Here is a 23,454-nt window from a genome sequence, read left to right as displayed (position 1 = left end):
TTACGCCGTCATTGAGCGCAAGGTAGCGCCACTCACCGCGCTGTTTCCGACCGGCTGTTACGCTGTCGAAGTCCGTGACCGGCGGAGTAAACTGTCTGCAGAAGCCCGTCGTCGTCGACGGCAAGGTTCGGACTGCGGCGCGCCGGGCGCGGGCAATCCAGTCCCGGCGACGATGCTCGCGGTCCGCACGAATTCCTGGAGGCCAATATGTATAAACGCATTCTGGTAGCGATCGATGGCAGCGAGACGTCTGGACATGCGTTCGACACCGCGTTGCAACTCGCTCGCGACAATGGCGCACAATTGCGGCCGCTCTATGTCATCGACAACCCGTTGATGGCGTACGACGCGTCCGGCTACGATCCGACCGCCTTGCGCGACGCCTCCATGCAGGAAGGCCAGCAGTTGCTGGCGGATGCACTGGCGCGCATGAAACATGAGAACGTGGCCGGCGAGCCGCGCATCGTCGAGGTCGCGCCGATCGGCGAAGACATCTCGGAGCGGATCCGCATTTCGGCCAACGAATTCAATGCGGACCTGCTGGTGCTCGGCACACATGGCCGACGAGGTTTCAAGCGACTGTTTCTAGGCAGCGTGGCCGAGCGCGTGGTGCGCAGTGCGAGCCTGCCGGTATTGCTGGTGCCGAGCCGGCAAGCGCAGACCCCGGTCGCGCAGGCCGCGCGACCGGGACACGCCGACGTCGCCGCGGCGATGTACGAATTGCCCGTTAGCGGCGGCCACATGCATGGTGGCGACGCCCAGCCGCAATGATCGACTCGAGCGCGCTCGCCAGTCGTCCCGTACGCCATCCCGCGAGCAACCTGCTTTAGAATCATTTCGGCGCTGGAGCGAAGCGCGGCTGCGCGTCCGGGCTCGCACTCCTGCAGCACCTTCTATTGCGTCCCGACGCGTCCCGACCCATGAGCACTCCGCAGCGCCGCTCCGCCAGCACCCCGCTCATGCCGGAAAGCGGCGCGTTGCCGCCCCCGGCGAAGCCTGGCGTCGAGACCGGCCTCGTGCGTATCGCGCCTGGCCTGCTCGGCAAAACATCGCGGCTGCGCTCAGTCATGGTCTGGGTCGTCGGAGTGATGGGCTGTATCGCCGTCATCCTGGTGGTGCTGCACCTCGGCTCACTGCAGAAGATGGCCGAACTGATACGCTCGGCGCGCCCCGGCTGGATGCTGGTCGCACTCGCCGTTCAATGCGGCACGTATGTCAGCGCGGCGTTCGTATGGCGCCAGACTTTGCGCGAGGCCGGACATCCTCTGTCCCTGCGCACCTTGACACCACTCGGCATCGCCAAGGTATTCACGGATCAGGTGTTGCCGAGCGGCGGCATCAGCGGCACGATGCTGATGGTGCGTGGCCTGACCGGCCGGCACGTCCCGGCCGGAATAGCGATGGCGGCCATGCTGGTCGGCATGGTGTCCTACGACATCGCCTATCTGCTCGTGGTGCTCGCAAGCGCCGGCATGCTGTGGTGGCAGCACCGGCTGAACACGGCATTGGTCATCGGCGTGGCGGTCTTCGTAGTGGTCACCGTAGCGGTGCCGGCCGCCGTGCTGGGACTCAAACAATGGGGCCAACGTGCGCCGATCGCGTGGCTCAGCAAGTGGCTGGGCGTCACCACCCTGCTTCGACAATTGACCGACGCGCCCACTCATCTTCTACGCAGCCCGCGCCTGCTACTGCAAACTGTCGGGCTGCAACTGGCCATCTTCGTCTGCGATGCCCTGACGCTCTGGCTCGCGTTCAATGCGATCGGCGAAGTGCCGCCGCTTTGGGTCGTGTTCGTGAGCTTCATCATTGCGTCGATGGTGGCCACCATCGGTCCGATTCCGGTCGGCCTGGGGACCTTCGAAGCCACCTCCGTGGGAATGCTGAATCTGCTCGGCGTGTCGGTGGAGGCGGCGCTCGCCGCCACGCTTCTGTTGCGCGCGCTGACCTTCTGGCTACCGATGCTGCCCGGCATCTGGCTGGCTCGCCGGGAGATTCGGCTTCATTAGGCGGCGCGGATCGCATTCGAGGTGATCGGGTCCATTCACGACGCGACACGACACCACACGCGGCGCGGATTCATGCAACGTCTAACTGATCTTCAGCCGCGCAAACAGCGGGATTTTGGCGGCCGCGAGCACGAAAGCGAAAACCACTGTGGCCGCCAACACCCCGCCAATCAGCATCGGCGGCAGCGCCGTCATCGCGATTCCGCCGATCGCAAGGCCGGCGGCAATCAGCACATCCGCAACCGACGACGCCATCACCCACACACTCGGCCGCGTACCCCACATGTGCCGCCGGTGCCGGATCGCGTATAACGTGGCCTGCCCACCGAACACGAGGAGCACGAAGGTCAGTGTGCGCAAGGCGTCGAGATTCAGGCCCATCGCAAACTTGCCGAGCGCGAGCACACCGCTGCAGAACGCCACGAGCGCGAACCCGACGAACACACCGACCACGGTCAGATTCGAAATGCGCCAGACATTCGGCGACGGAGACGGCTCGACGCGATCGGTGGTGAGCGACATCGCGAGAAAGTCACCCGCGATCATCAGAATCACCATCAGCAGCGGAGTCAGAATGGCGTGCCCGGTAACCAGCAGGCCGATCACCAGCATGAACGCGGTGGCGATCTTCTTGAGGACCGAATTCAGCATGTAGGTGAGGATGCGCTGGAACGTGAGGCGGCCCTCCGTGACCGCCGTGACGATGCCGCCCAGCCCGGCTTCGGTGAGCACCATGCCGGCGGCAGAGCGGGCAACATCCGTGGCGGTCGAAACCGCGATGCCGATCTGAGCCTGGCGCAGCGCGGGCGCGTCGTTGGCGCCGTCACCGCACATGCCTACGGTATGGCCGGTCTGCTGGAACGCCTTCACGAGCTTGTATTTGTCTTCCGGCAGGACACCGGCGAACACGGCAAACGACTGCGGGTCGGCCCGATCGGGCATGCTGCCCGGCGGGCAAACCGGACCGGTGAGTCCGATTGCCTGCGCGACGCTCGCGGCCGTGGCCGGGGCATCGCCCGATACCATCACCACGCGCACGCCGAGCCCGTGCAATTCCTCGATGAATGCAGCCGAATCGGCGCGCGGCGGGTCGCTCAGCGCGACGAGTCCAACCACCTGCAAGGCATCGGCCGTGCCCGCCGCTACCGCCAGCACGCGCAGGCCCTGCCCTTCAAGTTCCGCCGTCCGCGCCGCGGCCTCCGGCGAAGCTTGCGAAAGCGAGATCACGGCTGCGGATGCCCCTTTGACGATCCGCTGGATCGCATGCGAAGGATCGCTGACGCTCGCTTCGGACGTCCTGGTCGACGGATCGAATGGCTTGAGCGCGACCAGTTTCAGCACGCTGTCCTCGGGAGTAGGCGCAACGCGCGCCGCCGCATCGAGAATCGCTTTGTCGACGGGATCCTGGCTGCCGGCAGCGCTCGCCAGTGCCGCCAGTATCAGCACGCGGTTCATGTCGAAGCCCGGCATCGGCGCAACGGTGCTCACGGTCAGCGCATTGCAGGTCAGCGTGCCGGTTTTGTCGGCGCACAGCACGTCCATCGTGCCGGCCTCATCGACGGCGGACAGCCGGGTCGACAGCACACCCTGCGCCGCGAGCGCACGCGCGCCGAGCGCGGCCGACAGCGTGAAGGTAGCGGGCAGCGCAACGGGAATCGACGCCAGCACCGCTGTCAGGATCAACGGCACGATGTCGGCGAGCGGCATGTGCAGATATAACGCGTAGCCCACCAGCAACGCGATCACGGCCACGCTGAATGCGGCGAGATTGCGGACCACCAGCAGCACGGCTGTTTGCTGAGAACTCGCTATATGCGCGGTACGGACCAGTTCCGCGGTCCGGCCAAAACGCGTGTGCGTACCGGTGGCCATCACGAGTGCCAATGCCTCTCCGCGCCGCACCAGCGCGCCGGCAAACGTCTGAGTGCCGGACGTGGCTTCGATAGGTACGGATTCGCCGGTCAGCATCGAATGGTCGAGCAGCGCATTGCCGGAGACGATCCGCATATCCGCCGCCACCACGCCGCCGAGCGAGAGCTTGACGACATCGCCCTTGACCAGATCCGCTGCCGGGACGATCGACCATGCCCCGTCGCGCAGCACGGAGGCATTCATGGCGAGGCGCGACTTCAATGCGGCCAGTGTGGCCTGTGCCCGGCTTTCCTGGAAAACACCCAGAATGGCGTTGAATACCAGCAGTCCGGCAATGATTCCGGCTTCGACGAAACGGCCGAGCACGCATTGCAAAACCACGGCCGCTTCCAGCATCCACGGCACGGGCGCCCAGAATTTCCCAAGCATCATGCGCCACGTGCTCGCCGCCGTATCGGGGAGCGTGTTAGCGCCCGACTCGGCAAGCCGACGGCGTGCTTCAGTGCTGCTCAAACCGGTGCCGGGCACGGCGTCCGGCTGGCTTGCCGCTTCAGGGATCGGCGCCGGCACGACAGCGGATGTCACGTTGATTCTCCCGGGTCGAAGCGGTAGTTGACGTTGAGCGTTTCTCGCACGCATTTGAGCGTGCCGGGCGAATGCTTCACACGCGAGCGCGTTCCCTTTGCTATAGCTGGTTTGCTATAGCCACCTGCGCGAGGCCGGGCCTGCCGGCCAACGGTGCCCGTACAGCGACCGGAAGTCGGTACGGTGGCGTACCCGGCTGAAATCCGTCTTGCTCATCGCCCTGCCTGCCTTGGCGTCCTCATGACAGTTTGCATCTGCGGTCATACCCGGGATGCGCACTTCGGGCTACGAATTGTTGGCAACGCCGATGACACCTGCGTTTCGCGTTCGCGGCGAATGGGAAATGGCCGTTCCGGTGCCAATGGTTGCAACCGTTGCAAAGGAAAGCGTGCTTGCAGCGACCGAAGGGTATACAGTCGGAGTACGGGACGCGTTCAGCGCCCCTTTGTTCTCGGAATGACCATGCGATCACAAACCAAAGTTGCACCACGTACGAGCGGCGGCATGAGCGAGTATGCCCTGTCGCGTCAGGCACAAGCACTCATGCTCGAACAGGCGGACCAGGCACGGGCGGAACAGCGGCGCGTCAACGATGCCCGCATTGATTCCAACGCCAGCAAGTGGCGCTATTCAGTGGCGCTGGAAGGAAGTTGAGTCGGACAGGAAGATTCATTGGGCGGGAAAAGACGAACGCCGCCAGGTGGGGCGCTCCGGATTCACCTCCATAGCAAGGACCGACGTGTCGCATCATCAGCTGGAACAGGATCTCGCTCACCTAGAACACATATTCCCGCAACTCGTTGCCAACAGTGCGCTTGGACTAGGCTATTGGCGGCAGCGCATTACAGCGCTCGAAACAGAGCAGGGATCGCTTCCTGATGGTGCCCGGCGAGTCACACGCCTGTTGTCGATGATCGACCAGATCGACGACGCGATCCGCCTGCCGTAAAGGCAGACCGGGTAACCGCCATCCGGCGCGATTACCGATGCAGCGCCGCAGCGACAAGAAGATGAAACGGTAGCGCGAGCAGCGCGGCGCCAGCGACTCCGAGCACCCACAATGCAACGAACCAGAGCACGCTCTGACGAGATGCTTTCCGGTTGTCGCGACTTATCTGTGACATGACGTCCCCTTTGGTCTACACGGGTCTGCGCGGGTCTGTGCAGTCTGCGCGCTCAAGGCCGCTCGAGAGTCTGGGGTAACGCTCCAAGTTGCCGGAACACAGACAGCCAGTCCTCCAGATGCCATGTTTTCGCAATCAGATTTCCGCGCATCTGGTGGAAAGAGTGAATCGCGAATCTGATGTGTTTGGAACTCGCGGCAATGCCAAGTAATGTCCCTGTTTGAGTGCCGCTGATTTCCGCGCGCACGCCGACCCGATCGCCATGAACGAGGACGTCGAGAATAGTGATTTTCATGTCGGGAATTGCTTTAGCGATGTTCTCGAAGAACTGCACCATCTGGTCAGGTCCCGCGGCAGCCCCGACGGGCTCGGGAATATATTCCCAATCCGGGGTGACGACCTGCCGCAGCAATGCGACGCTCTTCTGCTCGATGGCGCGATAGAACCCTTCGATCGTTTGACGAGTGAGATGTTCGTCGGCGGGCAGGGTCATAATCCAATACTCCTGGCGAATGGACGAATGCGCACGGCAAGGCGTGGACCGAACAATACTACACGTTTTCCGTGTGGAATCCAGCAACGCGCCCCGCGTTGGGACCTGCTGTCCGGCGCAATGCATTCGAATAACCATGTGACAGAAAATAAGAAGCCGCGGATTCCGATATCAAGTATCGGAAAGCAGTAGTGGTATCGCCATGCGGTACCGACAAGACACGCTTATAGAAATTGAACGCCAATGCCTTTATGGAGTTTCCATAAAGTGCCGCGGCGGTATAAGATCTGTGAAAATCGTGAACGCCAACTTCGTCGTGCAGTCACGTTGCGCAGCTACGCTCCTCATAGCGGTAAGCCAACGCTATACGGATGCCTGAGACGGACACCGCGGCAAACCTGCTTCAGTCAATCGAACGAACCATTCCTGGCTGCCTCGGGCAGGTGATCGCGCAGTCGGAAACGCATTCGCAGTACTGCTGTCGGAATTCGCAACGACCTACCCATACCCAACCCGATGCCCAAAGACATCCCAGAGCCGCAAGCCATTTGTAATGACGTCACCCGTAGCGCGATCTTCATTGTCGCGACGATCGAAGCCGGCCGCGATCACGCAGACAAGGTGCGTGCATGGTGCGGCGACGTTGCCGCCCTCGTGCGCTCGGTCGGCAGGCGGGTCCCCTCCGGCGATCTGTCGTGCGTATGCGGCTTCGGCTCCGGCGCATGGGATACGCTATTCGGTGCCCCGCGCCCCGCAGGCCTGCACCCGTTCCGGGAATTCGGCTCGGGCGAGCGCCTGGCTGTAGCGACCCCCGGCGACATCCTGCTGCATATTCGCGCCGAGCACATGGATCTCTGTTTCGAGCTCGCCACGCAACTGCTGGGAGCGCTCGGCGACGCAGTCACGGTAGTCGACGAAGTTCACGGCTTTCGCAACTTCGACATGCGCGCGATGGTGGGCTTCGTCGACGGCACGGAAAATCCGGTGGGTCGCACCGCTGAAGAATTCACGCTGATTGCCGATGAGGATCCCGAGTTCGAGGGCGGCAGTTACGTTATCGTGCAGAAGTACCTGCACGACATGGCCGGCTGGAATGCGCTCTCCGTCGAGACTCAGGAGCGCATTATCGGCCGCACCAAATTGTCCGACATCGAACTCGATGAAGCGGTGAAGCCGTCCTGCTCGCACAGTTCGCTCACCACCCTCACCGAGAACGGCGAGGAAGTGAAGATACTGCGCGACAACATGCCGTTCGGCAGGCCCGGCGCAGGCGAGTTCGGCACCTACTTCATCGGTTATGCCCGCTCGCCCGCACCGACCGAGCAGATGCTGGAAAACATGTTCGTCGGGCGCCCGCCGGGCAACTACGACCGGCTGCTCGACTATAGCCGCGCGGTTACCGGCGGCCTCTTCTTCGTCCCATCGGCTACCCTGCTCGAGGCACTCGCAGACCGCGATCCGCAAGCGACCGCTGCCGATGGCGGGCAACAGTCCGATACGTCTTCGTCCGCAGAGCCGCAGGAAGGCGGCTCGTTGAACATTGGCTCTCTCAAGGGAATCTCCCAATATGAATAACCTGCATCGCGAGCTCGCCCCCATCTCCCGTGCGGCCTGGTCGCAGATCGAAGATGAAGTGGCGCGCACCTTCAGGCGCAGCGTCGCCGGCCGTCGCGTGGTCGACGTCAAGGGCCCTGGCGGCACGGAACTCTCCGGCGTCGGCACCGGGCATCAGACCGCGATCACGGCGCCGCAGCAGGGCGTCGTGGCGAAACTGTCCGAGGTAAAGAGCCTCGTCGAGTTGACCGTGCCGTTCGAATTGCAGCGCGAGGCGATAGACAGTGTGGTGCGCGGCGCGAAAGATGCCGACTGGCAGCCCGCGAAAGAAGCAGCGAAGCAACTCGCCTACGCCGAAGATCGCGCGATCTTCGACGGCTATCAGGCTGCCGGCATCGGCGGGATTCGCGACGGCTCGTCGAACCCGCCGCTTGCGCTGCCGGCCGACGTCAGCGACTATCCGAACGCCATCAGCAACGCGCTCGAACAACTGCGGCTCGCCGGCGTGGACGGCCCGTATTCCGTCCTGCTCGGCGCCGATGCGTACACCGCATTGGGTGAGGCACGCGACCAGGGCTATCCGGTTATCGAGCACATCAAGCGGATCGTGAATGGCGACATCATCTGGGCACCGGCGCTCGCCGGCGGCAGCGTGCTGTCCACGCGCGGCGGCGACTTCGAGCTACACCTCGGCGAAGATCTGTCGATCGGCTACACGAGCCATACCGACACTGTGGTGCGTCTCTATCTGCGCGAAACGCTGACGTTCCTGATGCTGACGAGCGAAGCATCGGTTTCGGTGACGCAAGCGGAATAAGCCGCTCAATGCGCCGGTAATGGCCTCGCTCGACCGCGTGCTCTGCCGGTCAAGCGCTGCTGGCCAGAACCGGCAGCTGAGCGCCCGTCATCGTTGCGGGCTCACGCTCGCAACGATGACTTGAGGAGCGCGGACGCCTCATCCTCCGGCAGTACTTCAAAGCGGCTCGCCACTCTTCTGCTATCGACGTGTACGCCCAGCAGGATTTCCTGAATGCACGTCTTCAGCATCGTCACAACCGTCCGTACCCGTGCCGGCACAGGACGTTGCGCCTGGGTCAGCACATGCAGATCGAAAGGGAGCGCATCGAATCGCGGCAGTATGCGCACGAGGCGGCCGTCTGCAAGCGCATCGACGCAGGCGGGTTCTTCCAGCAGCCCAATGCCGGCGCCCGAGACGATCATTTCATACACGGGCCGCCAATGACTGGTTTTGACCACGGTATGAATCGGCGCGCTCTCCACGACATTCTCCATGCGCCTGAGCGGCAACTGGTCCGTGCCGAACATGCCCTGGAGCCGGATGAACGGGTGCTTGACCAGGTCGGACGGTTCGGCAACCGGACCATGCCGGCTCAGATACTCCGGCGCCGCCACGAGAACGCGCCCAACCTGACCGAGCTGACAGGCAATGAACGCTCCTTCTCCGAGTTGCCCAAGACGAAAGGAAACGTCCACACCTTCGGTGACGAGGTCGACGGTCCTGTCGTTCAGGATCAGTTCGAGATCCAGTTGGGGATAGGCCGCGCGAACCAGGGTCAACGCGTGCGGCACGACCGTCTCGCCAAAGCAGTGAGGCGCCGCGATGCGAACCGTTCCCCTGAGGGCCTGTTCTTCATTCGACACTTCGGCGACCGCCTGCTCCACCGCGTTCAGAATCCTCTTGCTGCGCTCGTAGAAGGTCACGCCATCGGGCGTGCAATTGAGTGCGCGCGCGCTGCGGAGCAGCAACCGGCAGCCAAGGTACTTCTCGAGCCGATCGATACGCTCGCTCGCGGCAGGTTGACCGATATCGAGGTCTCTTGCCGCGCTGGAGATACTCCCTCGCTCAACCACCCTGACGTAGATACGCATGGCTTCCAGCAGATTCATGGTGTCTGTCCTGCCTTGGCGGCGATCTGCCGGTAGGCTTGGGTTCTTCGCTTCCGTTTTGCGTCTTCCATGCTTGGGCTCCAATCCTGACGTGTCACGGAATCCCAACCTCGGGATCCGGCGACGTGCATTCGATGGAGGACAGAGTAAGGGGATGCCGTCGATCGCAGAGTGCACACATCGGCCCGGCTCGCGCCAGTACAGTTGGCCGGAAGCCTCGCACTGGGCGCGCCACTATGCCGCGGCAAAGTACCAAAGGAATCGTCCGATGAATCTCTATGAGAAGCTTGCAGACGACATCGAAACATCGATCCGGCAAGGCGTGTACCGTCATGGCGAACGCCTGCCGTCAGTGCGGCAGATCAGCCGGCAGCATCGGATCAGTGTCACCACGGCGATCCGTGCGTATCTGCTGCTCGAAAGCCGTGGCCTTGTGACAAGCCGGCCCCAGTCGGGCTATTTCGTCAATCGCCGCGACGAGGGCGAGCGTAAGGCGCTGGAACTCCGTCCGTCGAAACCGATCCCGATTTCGTCGCCTGTCGACGTCAGCCGGCTGGTGCTCTCGACGCTGCGCTCGATCGGGGTGGACGACGCGGTGCCGCTCGGTTCGCCCTACCCCGACCCCAGTCTGTTTCCATTCGAAAGGATCAACCGGTACGCCTACGATGCGGGGCGCGGCAAGGCGCAATGGGGCGTGACGGACGCGCTGCCCCCCGGCAATGCGAAGCTCGTGCGCCAGATCGCGCGTCGCTACCTCGAGAATGGCATGGCCGTCGATCCGAACGAGATCGTCATCACGGTCGGCGCGACAGAGGCGATCAATCTCTGCCTTCAGGCGGTCGCGAAACCCGGCGACGTGATCGCTGTCGAGTCACCGACGTTCTACGCGATGCTCCACGCGATCGAACGGATGGGCATGAAAGCGATCGAGGTGTCGACTCATCCGGAACACGGCATCGATATTGGCGCGCTTGCCGCGATCGTGGAATCGCAACCCATCGCCGCCTGCATGGTCATGCCGAACTTCCAGAATCCGCTGGGCTTTCTGATGCCCGACGAACGCAAGCGCGAACTGGTCGAACTCCTGACGAAGCGGGACATTCCGGTCATCGAGAACGGTGTCTACAATGAACTGCACTTTGGCAGTTCGCACCCGAGCTCGTTGAAGTCGTTCGATACGAAGGGGCTCGTGCTTCATTGCTCCTCTTTCTCGAAGAGCCTGACCTCCGCGTACCGGATCGGCTGGGCGTTGCCGGGGCGCTATCGCGATCAGGTCGAGAAGCTCAAGTTTCTGAACACGTTGACCTCTCCGTCTATCCCGCAACTGGCGATCGCGGAATTCCTCGAACGCGATGGCTTCGAACATCATCTGCGCAAGGTGCGCAAAGCGTATGCGCAGCAGGCCAATCTCATGAAGGCGATCGTCTCGCGCTTCTTTCCCGAGGGCACACGCATGTCCAACCCCGCGGGCGGGTACGTGCTGTGGGTCGAATTGCCGCCGAAGGTCGACGCAATGCGGCTCTATAAACTCGCTCTCGACCAGGGCATCACGATCGGACCGGGCTATATGTTCTCGGTTTCGGAGACGACCTACCGGAATTTCATCCGCCTCAATTACAGCAGCCCGTGGTCGAGCGAAATCGAGCAGGCCGTGATCACCGTCGGCAAGCTCGTCTCGATGTGCGCGCGCTAGTGGCACGCAGGCCGTGGGCTGCGGCGCGGTCATGGCGACTCGCCACTCTCCACGTTGTGCCCTGCGTTTTTTCACAACGATTGACGAGCCCTCAGCCGCCGACCAGCAACATGCGCACCGTGGGATAGACTTTTCCCGATGCCGGCTTGCGCTGTGTCGAGCGAAGTTCCGAGTAGCGGTCGTCGCGTTGCATCCACCGGCTGCGCACGCGCTCCGCCAGCTGTCCGGCAGAGGCGGTGTCGGTAAGCCAGGGCCTGAGATCCGTGCCATGTGTGGCGAACAGACATGAATAAAACAGACCGTCGGCATGGGAATTACAGTTTGTGCGCCGCATCCGGTGTCATCTGGTGTAACAGCGAAGCGGACCGACTGGATGCGTCGATGAAGACGACTCACGTCAGTTGATACGGGCGCACCGGCACGACCTCGTCGGGGAGGTCACACCCACACAGTTCGAGAATCGATCGTTCGATATTGCGAGTCATTGCGTCGAGCGCCAGCGCATTCGGCGCGAGAGTAAACGGCTCGGCGACTTCGCTGGCAATCGCTTCGAGCGCGATCAGCGTGTAGGAAATGAAAACACAAAGAAGAGGCGTGAAGAACTCCGTCGAGTCGACGAGACCGAATGGCAGTAAAACGCAATAGGCATAGACGGTGCGGTGAAGCAACACACTGTAGGCAAACGGAATCGGCGTGGAGGCGATCCGCTCGCATCCTCCAATGGTTCTTCCCAATTCGTTGATCTGCGCATCGAACATCCACAGCTTGGTCTCCGATACCACTGCCCGGACTTGCAGATCGGCGAAGTCGCGACGAAGCTCATTGAGAAGCGCGGCCGGTTTGTAACAGGCGTGCTGCAACGCCTCGGTTCGGGTGCGGCCGAGAAAGCGGATGAGATCGGGATTCGGATCGGTCCCGCGCAATTGATGCTTGAGCGCGTACACACACGCAATCAATGCATGAGCCATTCGAATCCTGTCTTCGCCGCGCGGGACATAGCACAGCATCTGCGAGGTCAGCGCGCGTGCCGAGATCAGAAGGCTGCCCCAGAGATGACGCGCCTCGTTGAAGCGCTCGTAACTTGCGTTGTTGCGAAACGCGAGGAATATCGCCAGAGCAAGGCCGAATAAGGTGAAGGGTGCCGTATTGAGCGGAATCTTCGCGCCGAAAATACGCCCCTGTGTCAGGACGGCGAGACTGCTGACAATCGCCATGAAGATCAGCTGGGGAATGATCGACTGCAACACGGAACCGTTCCAGACAAACAGCAGCCGGAACCAGTTTTGCCCTGGCCTCACAATCATGATGTGCTCTTGTAATCGCCCGCCTGCGCCGTCACCCTCAGTGGTAACCGGCGTCCCCTTCCCTCACCTTGCCGCGGAACACGCGATACTGCATGACGTTGTAGACGAGAATGACCGGCAGCACGATCACTGTGCCGACCAGCGTAAACAGCTGGCTCGAGTGGCTCGACGACGCTTCCCAGATCGTCAGGGAAGGCGGAACGATGTTCGGCCAGATGCTGATGAGCAGACCGCTGTAACCGAGGAAGCATAGCGCGAGCGTGAGAAGGAAAGGCGTCGCCTCGTGCAGCAACCGCAGCGAGCGGAAGATGCCCCACACGCATACGATCACGAGAACCGGCACCGGCAGAAACCAGCCGAGATTGCCGCTTCCGAACCAGCGATGTGCGACTGCCGGCAATCCGATCACCGTCCATAGACTCACGACGGCCATGACGCCGAGCAGAACGCTCACGAGCGGCCGCATCAGCTCGCGCATCTTGCGCTGCAATTCACCATCCGTCTTCAGGATGAGCCAGCCGCAGCCGAGCGCCGCATACGTGGTGAGCACGCCGATTCCGCAGAACAGGCTGAACGGCGAGAGCCAGTCGAATGGGCCGCCGGCGAAACGGCCGTCGACGATCTTGATGCCTTGCAGGAGCGACCCCAGCACGATGCCCTGGCAGAGCCCCGCGAGCGCGGAACCGCCCATGAAGGCGAGATCCCACGCGTGCTGGGTTCTGACTGCCTTGCCGCGCAGTTCGAAGGCCGCTCCGCGGAAGATCAGGCCCACCACCATCAGGATGAGCGGGAGATAGTTAGCCGGCAGCAGTGTCGAATACACCACCGGAAACGCCCCGTAAAGCCCGGCGCCGCCGAGAACGAGGAACGTCTCGTTACCGTCCCAGACCGGTGCGATGGTATTGAGCATGACCTGCCGATCGCCTTTCTCCTCAAAGAACGGAAACAGCAGGCCAATGCCGAGATCGAAACCGTCCAGCATCACGTAGATGAAGACGCCGAGTCCGATGATCGCGGCCCATACGACAGGAAGATCGATCTGCATGGCGTCACTCCCCTTCCAGGGCATCCAGCGGGCGATTGCGCAGGACCGGATGCCTGCGTGAATCACGGCGCTCGACATGCTCTTCCGGTCCGCGCTTCATCATTTTCATCATGTAGTAGAAGCCCATGCCGAATACCAGGAAGTACACCATCACGAAGATCAGCAATGAAACGCCGGCTTGCTGGGAACCGATCGGCGACAGAGAGTCCGCTGTGCGCAGAACGCCGTACACCGTCCAGGGTTGACGGCCGACTTCCGTGGTTATCCACCCGGCCAGCAACGCCACGATTCCCGAAGGCCCCATGCACAGAACGAAACGCTGAAACCACCTCGTCTCGTAGAGGCTGCCGCGCACTCTGAGCACGAGGCCGAGCAGCGCCGTCAATAGCATCAACATGCCGAGACCCGCCATGATCCGGAATGTCCAGAACACGATCGGCGAATACGGGCGGTCCTGAGGGGGAAATTCCTTCAAGCCGCGAATTTCTCCGTTCCAGCTATGCGTCAGGATAAGGCTGCCCAGATGCGGCACTTGCAGCGTATATCGCGTCACTTCGGCATCCATGTCGGGCAGCCCGACCAGGTTCAGTGCCGTGCCGCCCTTCTCGGTTTCCCACAGTCCTTCGATCGCGGCGATCTTGGCTGGCTGATATTCGCGTGTGTTCAGACCATGTGCATCGCCGACGAAGATCTGTATCGGCGTGAGGAAGAGCAGAATCCACAGCGCCATCGAAAAACTACGCGTGACGGGTTTATCGCGCCGCCCCTGCAACAGATGCCACGCGCCGCAAGCGGCAACGATGAAGCCCGCCACGATGAATGCCGCGATGGTCATATGCGCGAGGCGATACGGAAACGACGGGTTGAAAATCACCTTCATCCAGTCGACCGGCACGATACGGCCACCCTCGATAGCGAATCCTTGCGGCGTCTGCATGAAGCTGTTCGACGCGAGAATCCAGAACGTGGAAATGAGCGTGCCCACCGCGACCATGAGCGTGGCGAAGAAATGCGAGCGCGGCGTGACCCGTTCCCAGCCGAACAGCATGACGCCGAGAAAGCCGGCTTCGAGAAAGAATGCCGTCAACACTTCATAGGTCAGGAGCGGCCCCGTGATATTGCCGGCTACACTGGAAAAACCGCTCCAGTTGGTGCCGAACTCGTAGGCCATCACTACGCCCGAGACCACGCCCATGCCGAAACCGACCGCAAAGATCTTCGACCAGAACAGGAACATGTCCTTGTAGGCGACGTCGCCGGTCAGCAGCCAGCGCCATTCCAGCACGGCCAGGAAGCTGGCCATGCCGATGCTGATGGCGGGGAAAATAATATGAAACGAAACCGTGAATGCAAACTGCAACCTGGCAAGGTGGAATGCATCGAAGATTTCCATGATCGGTGAACGGCTCCAGGTGATAGCAGCATTTGCGTAGGAAATCAGATTTCCGCTGAGCGCATGACATGAACCGGAACAGACTTGTACGAAGGCGTGCCGCTTTCCTTGTCGATGAAGTCGAGCGGCACCAGCACGTTGGCTTCCGGATAATAGGCCGCCACCGAACCCGGCGCGATGTTGTACGCGATTGCAGTGATCTTCTTCAGGCGAAGCTGTCTGCCCGCCAGAACGGTTTCGATGTCGACCAGATCACCGTGTTCGAGTCCGCGTTCGGCCAGATCGTCCTCGTTCATGAACAGCACGTCGCGGCGGCCGAACACACCCCGGTAACGATCGTCCAGCGCGTAGATGGTGGTGTTGTACTGGTCGTGGCTGCGGATCGTGATGAGACGCAGCACATTGTCAGCGCCGAGCACGTCGGCATCTTCCCTGACCCCGCCGTACACCGAGAACATTGCTTTTCCCGACGGCGTGGGCCACGCGCGCTCCGTCGGGGGAAGCGGCATACGGAATCCGCCCGGCACCCGGATTCGTGCATTGAATGCTTCGAATCCCGGCACGGTTTGCTCGATCAGATCCCGGATCCTGTCGTAGTCGGCCACCAGTTCCGACCATGCAACCTTGCTGTTCGGCAACGCGGCCGTGGCAATACCCGCGACGATCGCCGGCTCGGATCGCAGATGTTCTGAAGCGGGTTTCAGCTTGCCCGAAGAAGCGTGGACCATCGACATCGAATCTTCCACAGTGATGGATTGCCGGCCGTTTGCCTGTATGTCGAGTTCCGTGCGGCCGAGCACGGGCAGCACATACGTTTCTTTGGCCACAAGCAGGTGAGAACGATTGAGCTTGGTGCCGAGGTGAACGCTCAGATCGAGCTTGCTCATGGCGGGAAACGACTGCTCGGAATCCGGCAACGCAACAGCGAAGTTTCCGCCGAGACAGATCAGCACCCTGGCCGTGCCGGCGATCATCGCCTGCATCGCCTGGACGGCGTCGTGTCCGTGTGCCGCGGGTGGCTTGAACCCGAGCACGTTCTCGATCTGCTTGAGGAAGGCTTCGGAAGGCTTTTCAGTAATGCCGACGGTCCGGTTGCCCTGCACGTTCGAATGTCCGCGTAACGGACAGATGCCTGCGCCCGGCTTGCCAATATTGCCGCGCAACAGCAACAGATCGGCAATCAGCCGGACATTGGCGGTGCCTTTGTTATGCTGGGTCACGCCCATTCCGTAAGTGACAATCGTCGCATTCGATTTTGCATAGGCAATGGCGACCTCTTCGAGATCTTCACGGGTCAGCCCGCTCGCCTTTTCGATGTCGTCCCATGAGGTCGCTTCCAGATCCGCCGCGAACGCGTCGAAACCCTGGGTATGTGTCGCGATGAACTCGTGGTCCAGTACGGTTTTTCCCTGTTCCGCGTCCATCGCGACGAGCGCTTTCATGATGCCTTTGAGGGCGGCCGCGTCTCCGCCGGCGTCGACCTGAAAATAGGTCGACGCGATCCGGGTCGAGCCGAAGGTCGCCATTTCAACAACGCTCTGCGGATCGGCAAAGCGTTCGAGTGCGCGCTCGCGCAGCGGATTGAACACGATGATCGGCACATTGCGCCGTGAGCATTCGTGCAGCGTGCCCATCATCCGGGGGTGATTCGTGCCGGGATTGTGACCGATCGAGAGGATGAGCTCGGTCGAGTCGAAATCGTCCAGCGACACCGTGCCTTTGCCGATCCCGATCGACTGCGGCAAGCCGACGCTGGTCGGCTCGTGGCACATGTTCGAGCAGTCGGGGAAATTGTTCGTGCCGTATTCCCGCGCGAGCAACTGGAACAGGTAGGCGGCCTCGTTCGACGCCCTGCCCGATGTATAGAACTCGGCTTCGTCGGGAGAGGACAAGCCGCGCAGCACTTCACCGATACGAGCGAAGGCGTCCTCCCATTCCACTGCCCGGAATTTGTCGGTGGCGCGGTCGTAGACGAGAGGATGTGTCAGCCGGCCGAGATCCTCCAGTTCGAAATCCGAGCGTTGCAGCAGCGAGGACACCGTATTGTTCTGGAAAAACTCCGGTCCCACCCGCTTGGTGGTCGCTTCCCATGTCACCGCCTTGGCGCCGTTTTCGCAGAACTGGAAAGTGGATTTGTGCTCCTTGTCCGGCCAGGCGCAACCCGGACAATCGAAGCCATCAGGCTGATTGGTCCGCATCAGCGTAATTGGCGCCTCGATGTTCTCCATCTGCGTGCGAACGGCCTGAGCCGTCGCCCGCAGCGCTCCCCAACCGCCAGCAGGACCGTCATACGGCCGGATTCCCGGAACTTCGCGTCGCGTGGTCATAGGAGACTCCATGAACTGCTTCAGGGGACCTGGAGGCTGGCTCAAGTGGGCTTACGCCACCCACGGCGCAAGGCCCCACAATTGCGCCAATGCCATTCTATGAACGGATCATAAAGAAGGAAATATTGATTTTTCCAATGACAGGCATTGGCGAATCCGGCCGCGAGGCGTCACGGGGAAGCTGTCACTTGCCGGTCTCGCGGCGGCTCTGCTCCTCAACGGTGAAGATCGCCTCCGGCGTGGCTTCGAGCCGCGCCTTTGGAATCGGCAGACCGCTCTCGTCAGACAGACCGTAGGTGCCCTGCTCGATCTTCTGCAATGCGCGCTGGATGTCCGCAATGCGATGATCGTTCACGTCACGCAACGCCTGGCTGACCTCCTTCTGTGCCATTGTCTGCGCTTCGTCCTCGTACTCCTCGGCTTCGTCGCCATGCTGCTCCTGAGCCGCCTGCTCGTCGGAGAGCGTGTTCTCCTCTTCGCCCAGCACTTCCCGGCGAAGCGCCTCGAGACGCTCGCGCTGTTGCGCGATGAACGCTTCACTCAACTCACTCTGTTGCTGCGCCATGATTTTCCCCCTTGCGTTGATTCGCTTTACACGCGGTAGCGTGAAGCGTCACTCACCCAACTCCTGAAATGCGTGGCCGTTCGCCTCAAGTCCCTTCAGGAGTGCCGGTGTCAGTTCGTTTTGCGACACGCTTCCCTCGAATTGCCAGTCGCCTTGATCGACCAGATCGGGCAAGCCGGCGCCCTTGCGCACAGATAGCCCGAGCGTCGGCTTCTTCAGGTTAAGGTAGAAATCGAATTCCTGCATGGCCAATGCCTCCCATCAGGCATATATCACGCCTCACCGCGCTGCTCGCGGACCTCGCGAGGTGTTAAAGACGCGCAATCCCGTCTGGAAGTCTACGAGCAAGTCATGGCCAAGTGAAGCATCGCCTCTCCGATGGAAACCGTCGACGGCATACGCACAGCGGTTTGCCGCTCAGGCTGAATATCCTGCTGTCGGGGTGACGGAATTGCGGCATGATGGCTTCTTGCGAGAAGCACCCGCGCCGAATGCCGGCGGATGCCGATCACGAACGCTGCAAAGGAGAAAACGATGCCAACATGCACTGTTTCTTACGGCGAGTTTGAGATCGTCGTACGGCCTGAGCCCAACGAGCGCGGCGCGTGGGTGGCGAGCGTGAGCATAAGTCGAGGTGCTGGAACGCCAGTCTATGACCGTCCGATGACAACCCAACCGGAATGGCTGACTGAAGAGGAAGCCGTCAGGGACGGGGTGGAATGGGGCTATCAGTTCATCGATCGTGAATTGATCGCGCGACGGCCTCAATCCTCCGTTGCCGAGCGCTCGCGCGCGGAACACTGGTTCCGCGACGTCGAGCAATCGGGCCGCGCCAAGCCCAATCCATAAATCGCGCAGGAAAGCAGCATCGCCCAGGGATACCCCTGACTTTTCCGCCATTTCACATCCATCTGGCTTGATTCGACTGCAGGATGGCGGTTTCGCGCGCTATGTCAGTGTATTGCGCGGACAATACAGGGTGTTACGCTCAGGAAAGCAGCCTTCGCGGCAGTGAGCCGCCGTTCAGCGGCAGAATCAGCAGCTATCAAGAACATACCGCGAAGCGCGATTGCCTACGAGAGGCGAAACATCGCTGCGGGAGCGACTGCGATGCAAATCAAAACATATACCGTACTGACGCTAGTGGTGTTTAGCAGTGCTGCCTTCGCATGGCAGCCGCTTACCTATCCGATTCGAAGTCAAAGCCCTTATCAGCGCAGCATCGATACCGCGATGTGCTACGCGACTGCGAACAGGCAGACCAAGGTCAACATCGCCCGGGAACCGCAGACTCCGCCGCGCAAGCCGGCTGCCACCAAAACGTCGTCGACCGGCGTGCCGTCGCGGCCGCCGTTGCCTTCCAGCACCTTCTCGAGCACGCCGATCGGCGCGAGCATGCCGGCCGCAGCCGAAGCGACAGGCGCAAGCGCGCCCGCCGCGACCACGGCGGCGACGGCCAAAGGTGCCGCAGCGCCCAAAGCGGCGAGCGCGACTCAGGCAGGCACCACGACCACGGCTACGGCCGCCACGGGTGCATCCGCAACCAGCGCGGACAACGGCGCCTCGGAAACGGCGGCTGCGAGCGCGGCACAGGTAGCGGCGGCATCCGGCGTGAAGCTGCCGCCGCTGCCGGCACCGGAGCCGCCAATGACACAGTATTGGGCCGCGTATGGCGCGTGCATGCAGGCGCGGGGTTACGTCGTCGCACAGTAACCTTGCTTGCAAGCCTCGTTGCGGTGCCCTGTTTTTCTGATTGTGGCGCCGGCATTCGACGCCCCTTAGCGACACGGCGATGCTTAGCGACTTGACCTCCGATCAGCACGACTCCCCCCGATGCGGACACTGCGGTGTCCCGCTAGCCGGTCGTTTCACGCCCTGTCCTTCGTGTCATCAGCGGCCGGTCGATGCACCTGGCGCACGTGCGGCGGCGCGCTCTTCCCTGAAAGTCCCGCTAAACGAGCCACTGAACGATCCGCAGCCGCTGGTCGACAGCCGGCTGCCGGCGCGCAAGCTATGGAATCCGTCCTCGCGCGCGCTGGTCAACTCCTATGCGTTCGTCGAGGAACCGGCTGTCGCCGTGTCCGCCTATCAGCGACTGCGGCAACCCCTCGTGCTGGCCGCGTCGGTGCTGACGGTGACATCCGCGGTGTACCTGGGGTTCATCCATAGCAGCGACTCGAAAGTCGGCGCCCCCATCGCGGTCTCCGGCAAGGTGCAGACACAGCATGCCGCGCCGCTTGCCGTCGTTCCCCAGAAGCCCGCGGCGGCGGCTACCCAGCGATCCGTGACTGCCGCGCCTCAGAAATCCATAACGATTCTTGCGCAGGCGCCGCCCGCCGCCCTACCGCAAAAACCCGCGACCAGTGCAGCCGCGCAGAAATCCACGACCGTCGCCGCCATTCGTAGCGCGCCCGTGCGTTCGCCGCCGGTTCCGCCAGCCGCCGCTACGCCGCCGCTTTCGTCGCGCCGCGTCGCATCCGTCGAGCCCGATGCAAAACGCAATCCGGGCGGCCAGTCAGGCAAGCCGCCGGACAAACCGCGCGCGGACGTGTCCAGGCATCTCAGAGCCGCACGTGCCGATCTGCAGCAGAACAATCTGTCGGCGACCAGAGTGCGCCTTGCGGCGGCGATCTCCGTGCAACCCGATAATCGCGATGCGTTGAATATGCGCGCGACACTGAGCGCGCGCGAGCAGCAGCGCGATGCGCTGCTGAGTCTGGCGCGAGGCTGCGGATATATCGCGCGATGGAACTGCGTCTCGCACAATGCCGGCACCGCACTGCAGATCGATTCGAGCAGCAAGGAAGCCCAGCGCCTCGTGACACTTGCGCAACACGAAACCCAACTCCAGATTCCGCCGCCCGCAGAGCCCGCACCTGAACCGGCACCCGACACGCGCGAACTGACCAGTCATCATTGATGATGCAGTGGCCTCGCGCGGCCCGGCCGCGAGCCGAAGGTGTGTTTGATGCGCGCTAACGGGCCGGCACGGCAAGGCTCACCTGCCGCGCAATCGCACGATAGCGGTCTGCGGTATCCCTGAGCGTCAGCCCGGTCAGCGAGCGTTGCGCCCGCTCCTGCCCCAACGCGGCGATCACTGCTTCGGCATAGCATTGCACATTGTCGGTATCGACCAACTGGACGCCGGGAAAGCCGTTCGCGAAGGCGAAGGCCGGAATCTTGCTCGCCACGATCGGCACGCCCGAAGCGAGCGCCTCCAGAAAAGCCACACTGTGCGCCTCGGATTGCGACGGCATAACGAAAACATTCGACTCCGACAGCACAGTTGCAACATCCGTGCGCGGGCCGGCTACCACGACGCGTTCCGCAATGCCCAGCTCCTTCGCCAGCGCGACGACCGCACGCTGATAGTCGGGATCTTCGACCACGCCGTACAACACCAGACGCGCGTCTTTCCCCTTTCTGAGTACTTCACTGAAAGCCCGCACCGTCGCCAGTTGATTCTTCACCGCCGCGTATCGGCCAATCTGCACCACTTGCGGCGTGCGGCCGTCGCGCTCCCCGCCGTCGGTAAACGAGAAGCGCGCGAGGTCCACGCCGTTCGGCACCACGGTCATTGAAGGATGCGGCCCGATGGCCTGCACGTAGTCCGTCACGCCCTGCTCCGACACGCCGATCACCACGCGGGCGCGTCCCGAGAGCATATGTTCGACGCGTCTGAACAGCGGGCGCTCGAAGTCGTTGGTCGCCGAATGCATGACATAGACCACCGGCACACGCATCGGCAACGCGCGCGCATAAAACGACGGAATGGTCGCATGAGCAAAAATCACATCCGGACGAAAGCGCCGTACCGCGCCAAACAGATGGCACAACTTGACCAGCGCGCGATGCCGCCGCCGCGGAAACACGCACTGTACGCCGTGGCGCTGCAAGTCGTCCTGCAGCGGCGCGAACTCTGCATGCGCCGGCAACAGCGAAGCCACGCACACCGCCATGCCCTCGGCACACTGGTCGAGCGCGAGATCCTTGGCCAGGACTTCGGCTCCCGACAACCGCGGCGCAAGGACCAGATGAAAAACACGCATCATGATGTCCTTGCCGTCAACGTTCGGAACAGCATCCACGCGGCGGCGCAGCCAAGGCCCAGCGTCATGGACCAGGCAATGCCCGTCACGCCCCACCAGTGGACGGCGGGAGGCGCGCTCAACAGCAGCACCACGACCTGAATCGCCGACGCATGCACGGTCGCCTTCGCGTCGCCCACCGCGCGCAGGTAAGCCACCAGTACCGCGATCAACGCACCGATCGCCATGTTGATCACGAGGATTCTGAAGAGCGGCACCGCCGGCAGCCACGCCGCGCCGAGAATCAGCGAGAACAGCGGCTCGGCGATCAGCCTGAGCAGCGCGACGAATGCAGCGAGCCCGATCGCGATCACCAGCAGGTAAATCTTGATGACGCGCGAGGCCGACTGCGGATTGCGCCGGTAATGCGCCGCGAAAGTGGGGAACAGGTATTGCGACATGGCGATCGCGGCATCCGCGAGCAGCATCTGCGCGAGCCGCGACGACATCTGATAGCTGCCCAGTTGGGCCGGCCCGAGTAATTTGCCGACCACCACCTTGTCGAACTGGTTGAGCAGCAGATTGATGACGCTGCTTGCCCAGATCCAGCGGCTGAAGCCGACATAGTGGCCGATGCCCGACCATACGGCACGGATCGGCGGGCGCGGTTTCATGGTCGCCCAGGTCAGCGTGCTTTTCAGGCTTTCGCCGGCCACGAGACCGATCAGCACCGAGGCCGCGCCGGCGCCGGAATACGCGAGCACGAGTCCGACCGCGCAATCGGTGAACGCCGCCGCCACTTCCACTCCGGCGATGTGCTGGAAACGCCGCTCGCGCTGCACCACGTAATACGCAGGCGAAGCAAGACCGCGCAGCAACGGCAGCAGCGCCGCGAGCTGGATCAGCACCAGCGAGCCGTTCAGATGGAACTGGCTGCTCAGCAACGGCGCGAGCGCGACCAGCAGCAGCGAGATCAGCACGCCTCGCGCCGTCAATGTCGTCCACACCGCACCGAGTTGCGAGCGCGACGGCGGATGTTCGCCCTGAATGACCGCCTGCGCGAGTCCGGTATCGGAGAGTGCCTCGGCAATCGCCACCGCGAGCAAAGCCACGCTCACGCTGCCGATCGCCGCCGGCCCGAGCATCCGGCCAATCGCAAGGAATTTGATCGCTACAAGTCCACGCACGGCGAACTGTTGCAGCAGGACCCACGTCGCCGCGCTCGCGCCGAAGCTGCCCGCCATCGAGAACGCCGGAAGCCTGATCGCCCGCAAGCTGTTTCTCCGTCGAATCGCAGCGCCATCGAATCGGCCACGCACAGCGATTTCATGCATCGCTGCGAACGCCGCCGGCGCATAATCGGTTAGGTTGCACCAGCAAGCTGGCGAAATTTTTCATCGAATTCCAAGCACGACCTTACCGCGAGAGAATCGCTAACAACCGCCATCAGCTAGGCTGGTTCAGCCGAAGCCGGAGCCCCCTAGTACGTTTACCCACAAAGCGGGGCAAATTAGTGGTTCCACGGATTCCGGCAGTGCTAACGTTGCTCAGCCAGGG

Annotated in this window: 21 protein-coding genes and 1 pseudogene; 10 read left to right on the top strand and 12 right to left on the bottom strand. The window is 62.4% G+C overall.

Annotated elements, in window-relative coordinates; genetic code table 11:
• The first annotated feature begins 207 nt into the window (after nucleotides 1-207).
• Nucleotides 208-771, top strand: a complete 564-nt coding sequence (locus PDMSB3_RS03430; protein WP_165184643.1) for a universal stress protein — start codon at nucleotides 208-210, stop codon at nucleotides 769-771.
• Between the two features lie 149 nt (nucleotides 772-920).
• The gene (locus tag PDMSB3_RS03425) at nucleotides 921-2,006 is read left to right on the top strand and encodes a lysylphosphatidylglycerol synthase transmembrane domain-containing protein (RefSeq protein ID WP_165184640.1); all 1,086 of its coding nucleotides are present in this window, start codon (nucleotides 921-923) and stop codon (nucleotides 2,004-2,006) included.
• A gap of 81 nt (nucleotides 2,007-2,087) precedes the next feature.
• Here PDMSB3_RS03425 and PDMSB3_RS03420 read toward each other — a convergent pair whose 3' ends face one another.
• The gene (locus tag PDMSB3_RS03420; protein ID WP_165184638.1) at nucleotides 2,088-4,463 is read right to left on the bottom strand and encodes an HAD-IC family P-type ATPase; all 2,376 of its coding nucleotides are present in this window, start codon (nucleotides 4,461-4,463) and stop codon (nucleotides 2,088-2,090) included.
• Between the two features lie 504 nt (nucleotides 4,464-4,967).
• Here PDMSB3_RS03420 and PDMSB3_RS03415 point away from each other — a divergent pair.
• Nucleotides 4,968-5,117 (top strand): hypothetical protein, encoded by a 150-nt coding sequence (locus PDMSB3_RS03415; protein WP_007179026.1) that lies wholly within the window; start codon nucleotides 4,968-4,970, stop codon nucleotides 5,115-5,117.
• An 85-nt stretch (nucleotides 5,118-5,202) separates the two neighbouring features.
• Complete coding sequence (locus tag PDMSB3_RS03410) at nucleotides 5,203-5,412, top strand: hypothetical protein (RefSeq protein WP_007179027.1); 210 nt, start codon at nucleotides 5,203-5,205, stop codon at nucleotides 5,410-5,412.
• A 227-nt stretch (nucleotides 5,413-5,639) separates the two neighbouring features.
• Here PDMSB3_RS03410 and PDMSB3_RS03405 read toward each other — a convergent pair whose 3' ends face one another.
• Nucleotides 5,640-6,080 (bottom strand): ester cyclase, encoded by a 441-nt coding sequence (locus PDMSB3_RS03405; protein ID WP_165184635.1) that lies wholly within the window; start codon nucleotides 6,078-6,080, stop codon nucleotides 5,640-5,642.
• A 516-nt stretch (nucleotides 6,081-6,596) separates the two neighbouring features.
• Between PDMSB3_RS03405 and PDMSB3_RS03400 the strand changes: the two genes are divergently transcribed.
• Nucleotides 6,597-7,655: a Dyp-type peroxidase gene (locus tag PDMSB3_RS03400; RefSeq protein ID WP_165184632.1), complete on the top strand. Its 1,059-nt coding sequence runs from the start codon at nucleotides 6,597-6,599 to the stop codon at nucleotides 7,653-7,655.
• On the top strand, nucleotides 7,648-8,451 hold the full coding sequence (locus tag PDMSB3_RS03395) for a family 1 encapsulin nanocompartment shell protein (protein WP_165184630.1): 804 nt from the start codon (nucleotides 7,648-7,650) through the stop codon (nucleotides 8,449-8,451). The genes PDMSB3_RS03400 and PDMSB3_RS03395 overlap by 8 nt, the downstream gene beginning before the upstream one ends.
• A gap of 101 nt (nucleotides 8,452-8,552) precedes the next feature.
• Here PDMSB3_RS03395 and PDMSB3_RS03390 read toward each other — a convergent pair whose 3' ends face one another.
• Nucleotides 8,553-9,542 carry a LysR family transcriptional regulator gene (locus PDMSB3_RS03390; protein ID WP_165184628.1) on the bottom strand — a complete coding sequence of 330 codons (990 nt, stop codon included), beginning with the start codon at nucleotides 9,540-9,542 and terminating at the stop codon, nucleotides 8,553-8,555.
• Between the two features lie 268 nt (nucleotides 9,543-9,810).
• On the opposite strand from PDMSB3_RS03390, the gene PDMSB3_RS03385 reads away from it, so the two are divergent.
• Nucleotides 9,811-11,235: an aminotransferase-like domain-containing protein gene (locus PDMSB3_RS03385; RefSeq protein WP_165184625.1), complete on the top strand. Its 1,425-nt coding sequence runs from the start codon at nucleotides 9,811-9,813 to the stop codon at nucleotides 11,233-11,235.
• Between the two features lie 91 nt (nucleotides 11,236-11,326).
• On the opposite strand, the pseudogene PDMSB3_RS03380 reads toward PDMSB3_RS03385, so the two are convergent.
• The 7 genes and pseudogenes from PDMSB3_RS03380 to PDMSB3_RS03350 form a co-directional block, all read right to left on the bottom strand.
• Nucleotides 11,327-11,542 (bottom strand): annotated as a pseudogene (locus PDMSB3_RS03380) (GTP 3',8-cyclase MoaA); the annotation flags it as partial.
• A gap of 85 nt (nucleotides 11,543-11,627) precedes the next feature.
• Nucleotides 11,628-12,539: a bestrophin family protein gene (locus tag PDMSB3_RS03375; RefSeq protein WP_165184622.1), complete on the bottom strand. Its 912-nt coding sequence runs from the start codon at nucleotides 12,537-12,539 to the stop codon at nucleotides 11,628-11,630.
• Nucleotides 12,540-12,576: 37 nt separating this feature from the next.
• Nucleotides 12,577-13,584 (bottom strand): cytochrome d ubiquinol oxidase subunit II, encoded by a 1,008-nt coding sequence (cydB, locus tag PDMSB3_RS03370; protein ID WP_165184619.1) that lies wholly within the window; start codon nucleotides 13,582-13,584, stop codon nucleotides 12,577-12,579.
• Between the two features lie 4 nt (nucleotides 13,585-13,588).
• Nucleotides 13,589-14,977, bottom strand: coding sequence for a cytochrome ubiquinol oxidase subunit I (locus PDMSB3_RS03365; protein WP_165184616.1), 1,389 nt, complete (start codon nucleotides 14,975-14,977; stop codon nucleotides 13,589-13,591).
• Between the two features lie 44 nt (nucleotides 14,978-15,021).
• Nucleotides 15,022-17,304 carry an FdhF/YdeP family oxidoreductase gene (locus PDMSB3_RS03360; protein ID WP_165184613.1) on the bottom strand — a complete coding sequence of 761 codons (2,283 nt, stop codon included), beginning with the start codon at nucleotides 17,302-17,304 and terminating at the stop codon, nucleotides 15,022-15,024.
• Between the two features lie 184 nt (nucleotides 17,305-17,488).
• Nucleotides 17,489-17,869, bottom strand: a complete 381-nt coding sequence (locus PDMSB3_RS03355; protein ID WP_165184610.1) for a TraR/DksA family transcriptional regulator — start codon at nucleotides 17,867-17,869, stop codon at nucleotides 17,489-17,491.
• Between the two features lie 48 nt (nucleotides 17,870-17,917).
• Entirely contained in the window at nucleotides 17,918-18,115 is a 198-nt protein-coding gene (locus PDMSB3_RS03350) for a hypothetical protein (RefSeq protein WP_165184607.1), read from the bottom strand.
• Nucleotides 18,116-18,370: 255 nt separating this feature from the next.
• Between PDMSB3_RS03350 and PDMSB3_RS03345 the strand changes: the two genes are divergently transcribed.
• The 3 genes from PDMSB3_RS03345 to PDMSB3_RS03335 all read left to right on the top strand — a co-directional run bounded on the left by PDMSB3_RS03345 (nucleotide 18,371) and on the right by PDMSB3_RS03335 (nucleotide 20,789).
• Complete coding sequence (locus tag PDMSB3_RS03345; RefSeq protein ID WP_232064095.1) at nucleotides 18,371-18,718, top strand: DUF6566 family protein; 348 nt, start codon at nucleotides 18,371-18,373, stop codon at nucleotides 18,716-18,718.
• A gap of 261 nt (nucleotides 18,719-18,979) precedes the next feature.
• Nucleotides 18,980-19,582, top strand: coding sequence for a hypothetical protein (locus PDMSB3_RS03340; RefSeq protein ID WP_165184604.1), 603 nt, complete (start codon nucleotides 18,980-18,982; stop codon nucleotides 19,580-19,582).
• Nucleotides 19,583-19,661: 79 nt separating this feature from the next.
• Nucleotides 19,662-20,789 (top strand): hypothetical protein, encoded by a 1,128-nt coding sequence (locus tag PDMSB3_RS03335; protein ID WP_165184601.1) that lies wholly within the window; start codon nucleotides 19,662-19,664, stop codon nucleotides 20,787-20,789.
• Nucleotides 20,790-20,844: 55 nt separating this feature from the next.
• Here PDMSB3_RS03335 and PDMSB3_RS03330 read toward each other — a convergent pair whose 3' ends face one another.
• Both PDMSB3_RS03330 and PDMSB3_RS03325 read right to left on the bottom strand, forming a co-directional pair.
• Complete coding sequence (locus PDMSB3_RS03330) at nucleotides 20,845-21,918, bottom strand: glycosyltransferase family 4 protein (protein WP_165187331.1); 1,074 nt, start codon at nucleotides 21,916-21,918, stop codon at nucleotides 20,845-20,847.
• Nucleotides 21,918-23,171 (bottom strand): oligosaccharide flippase family protein, encoded by a 1,254-nt coding sequence (locus PDMSB3_RS03325; RefSeq protein ID WP_165184599.1) that lies wholly within the window; start codon nucleotides 23,169-23,171, stop codon nucleotides 21,918-21,920. Before PDMSB3_RS03325 ends, PDMSB3_RS03330 begins: the two co-directional genes overlap by 1 nt.
• Nucleotides 23,172-23,454 lie beyond the last annotated feature (283 nt).

Origin of the sequence: Paraburkholderia dioscoreae, assembly GCF_902459535.1 — a bacterium.
In the GTDB taxonomy this organism is placed as follows: domain Bacteria; phylum Pseudomonadota; class Gammaproteobacteria; order Burkholderiales; family Burkholderiaceae; genus Paraburkholderia; species Paraburkholderia dioscoreae.
The sequence above is the reverse complement of the archived record's forward strand: the minus strand, read 5'-3'. Positions and strand labels throughout refer to the sequence as shown.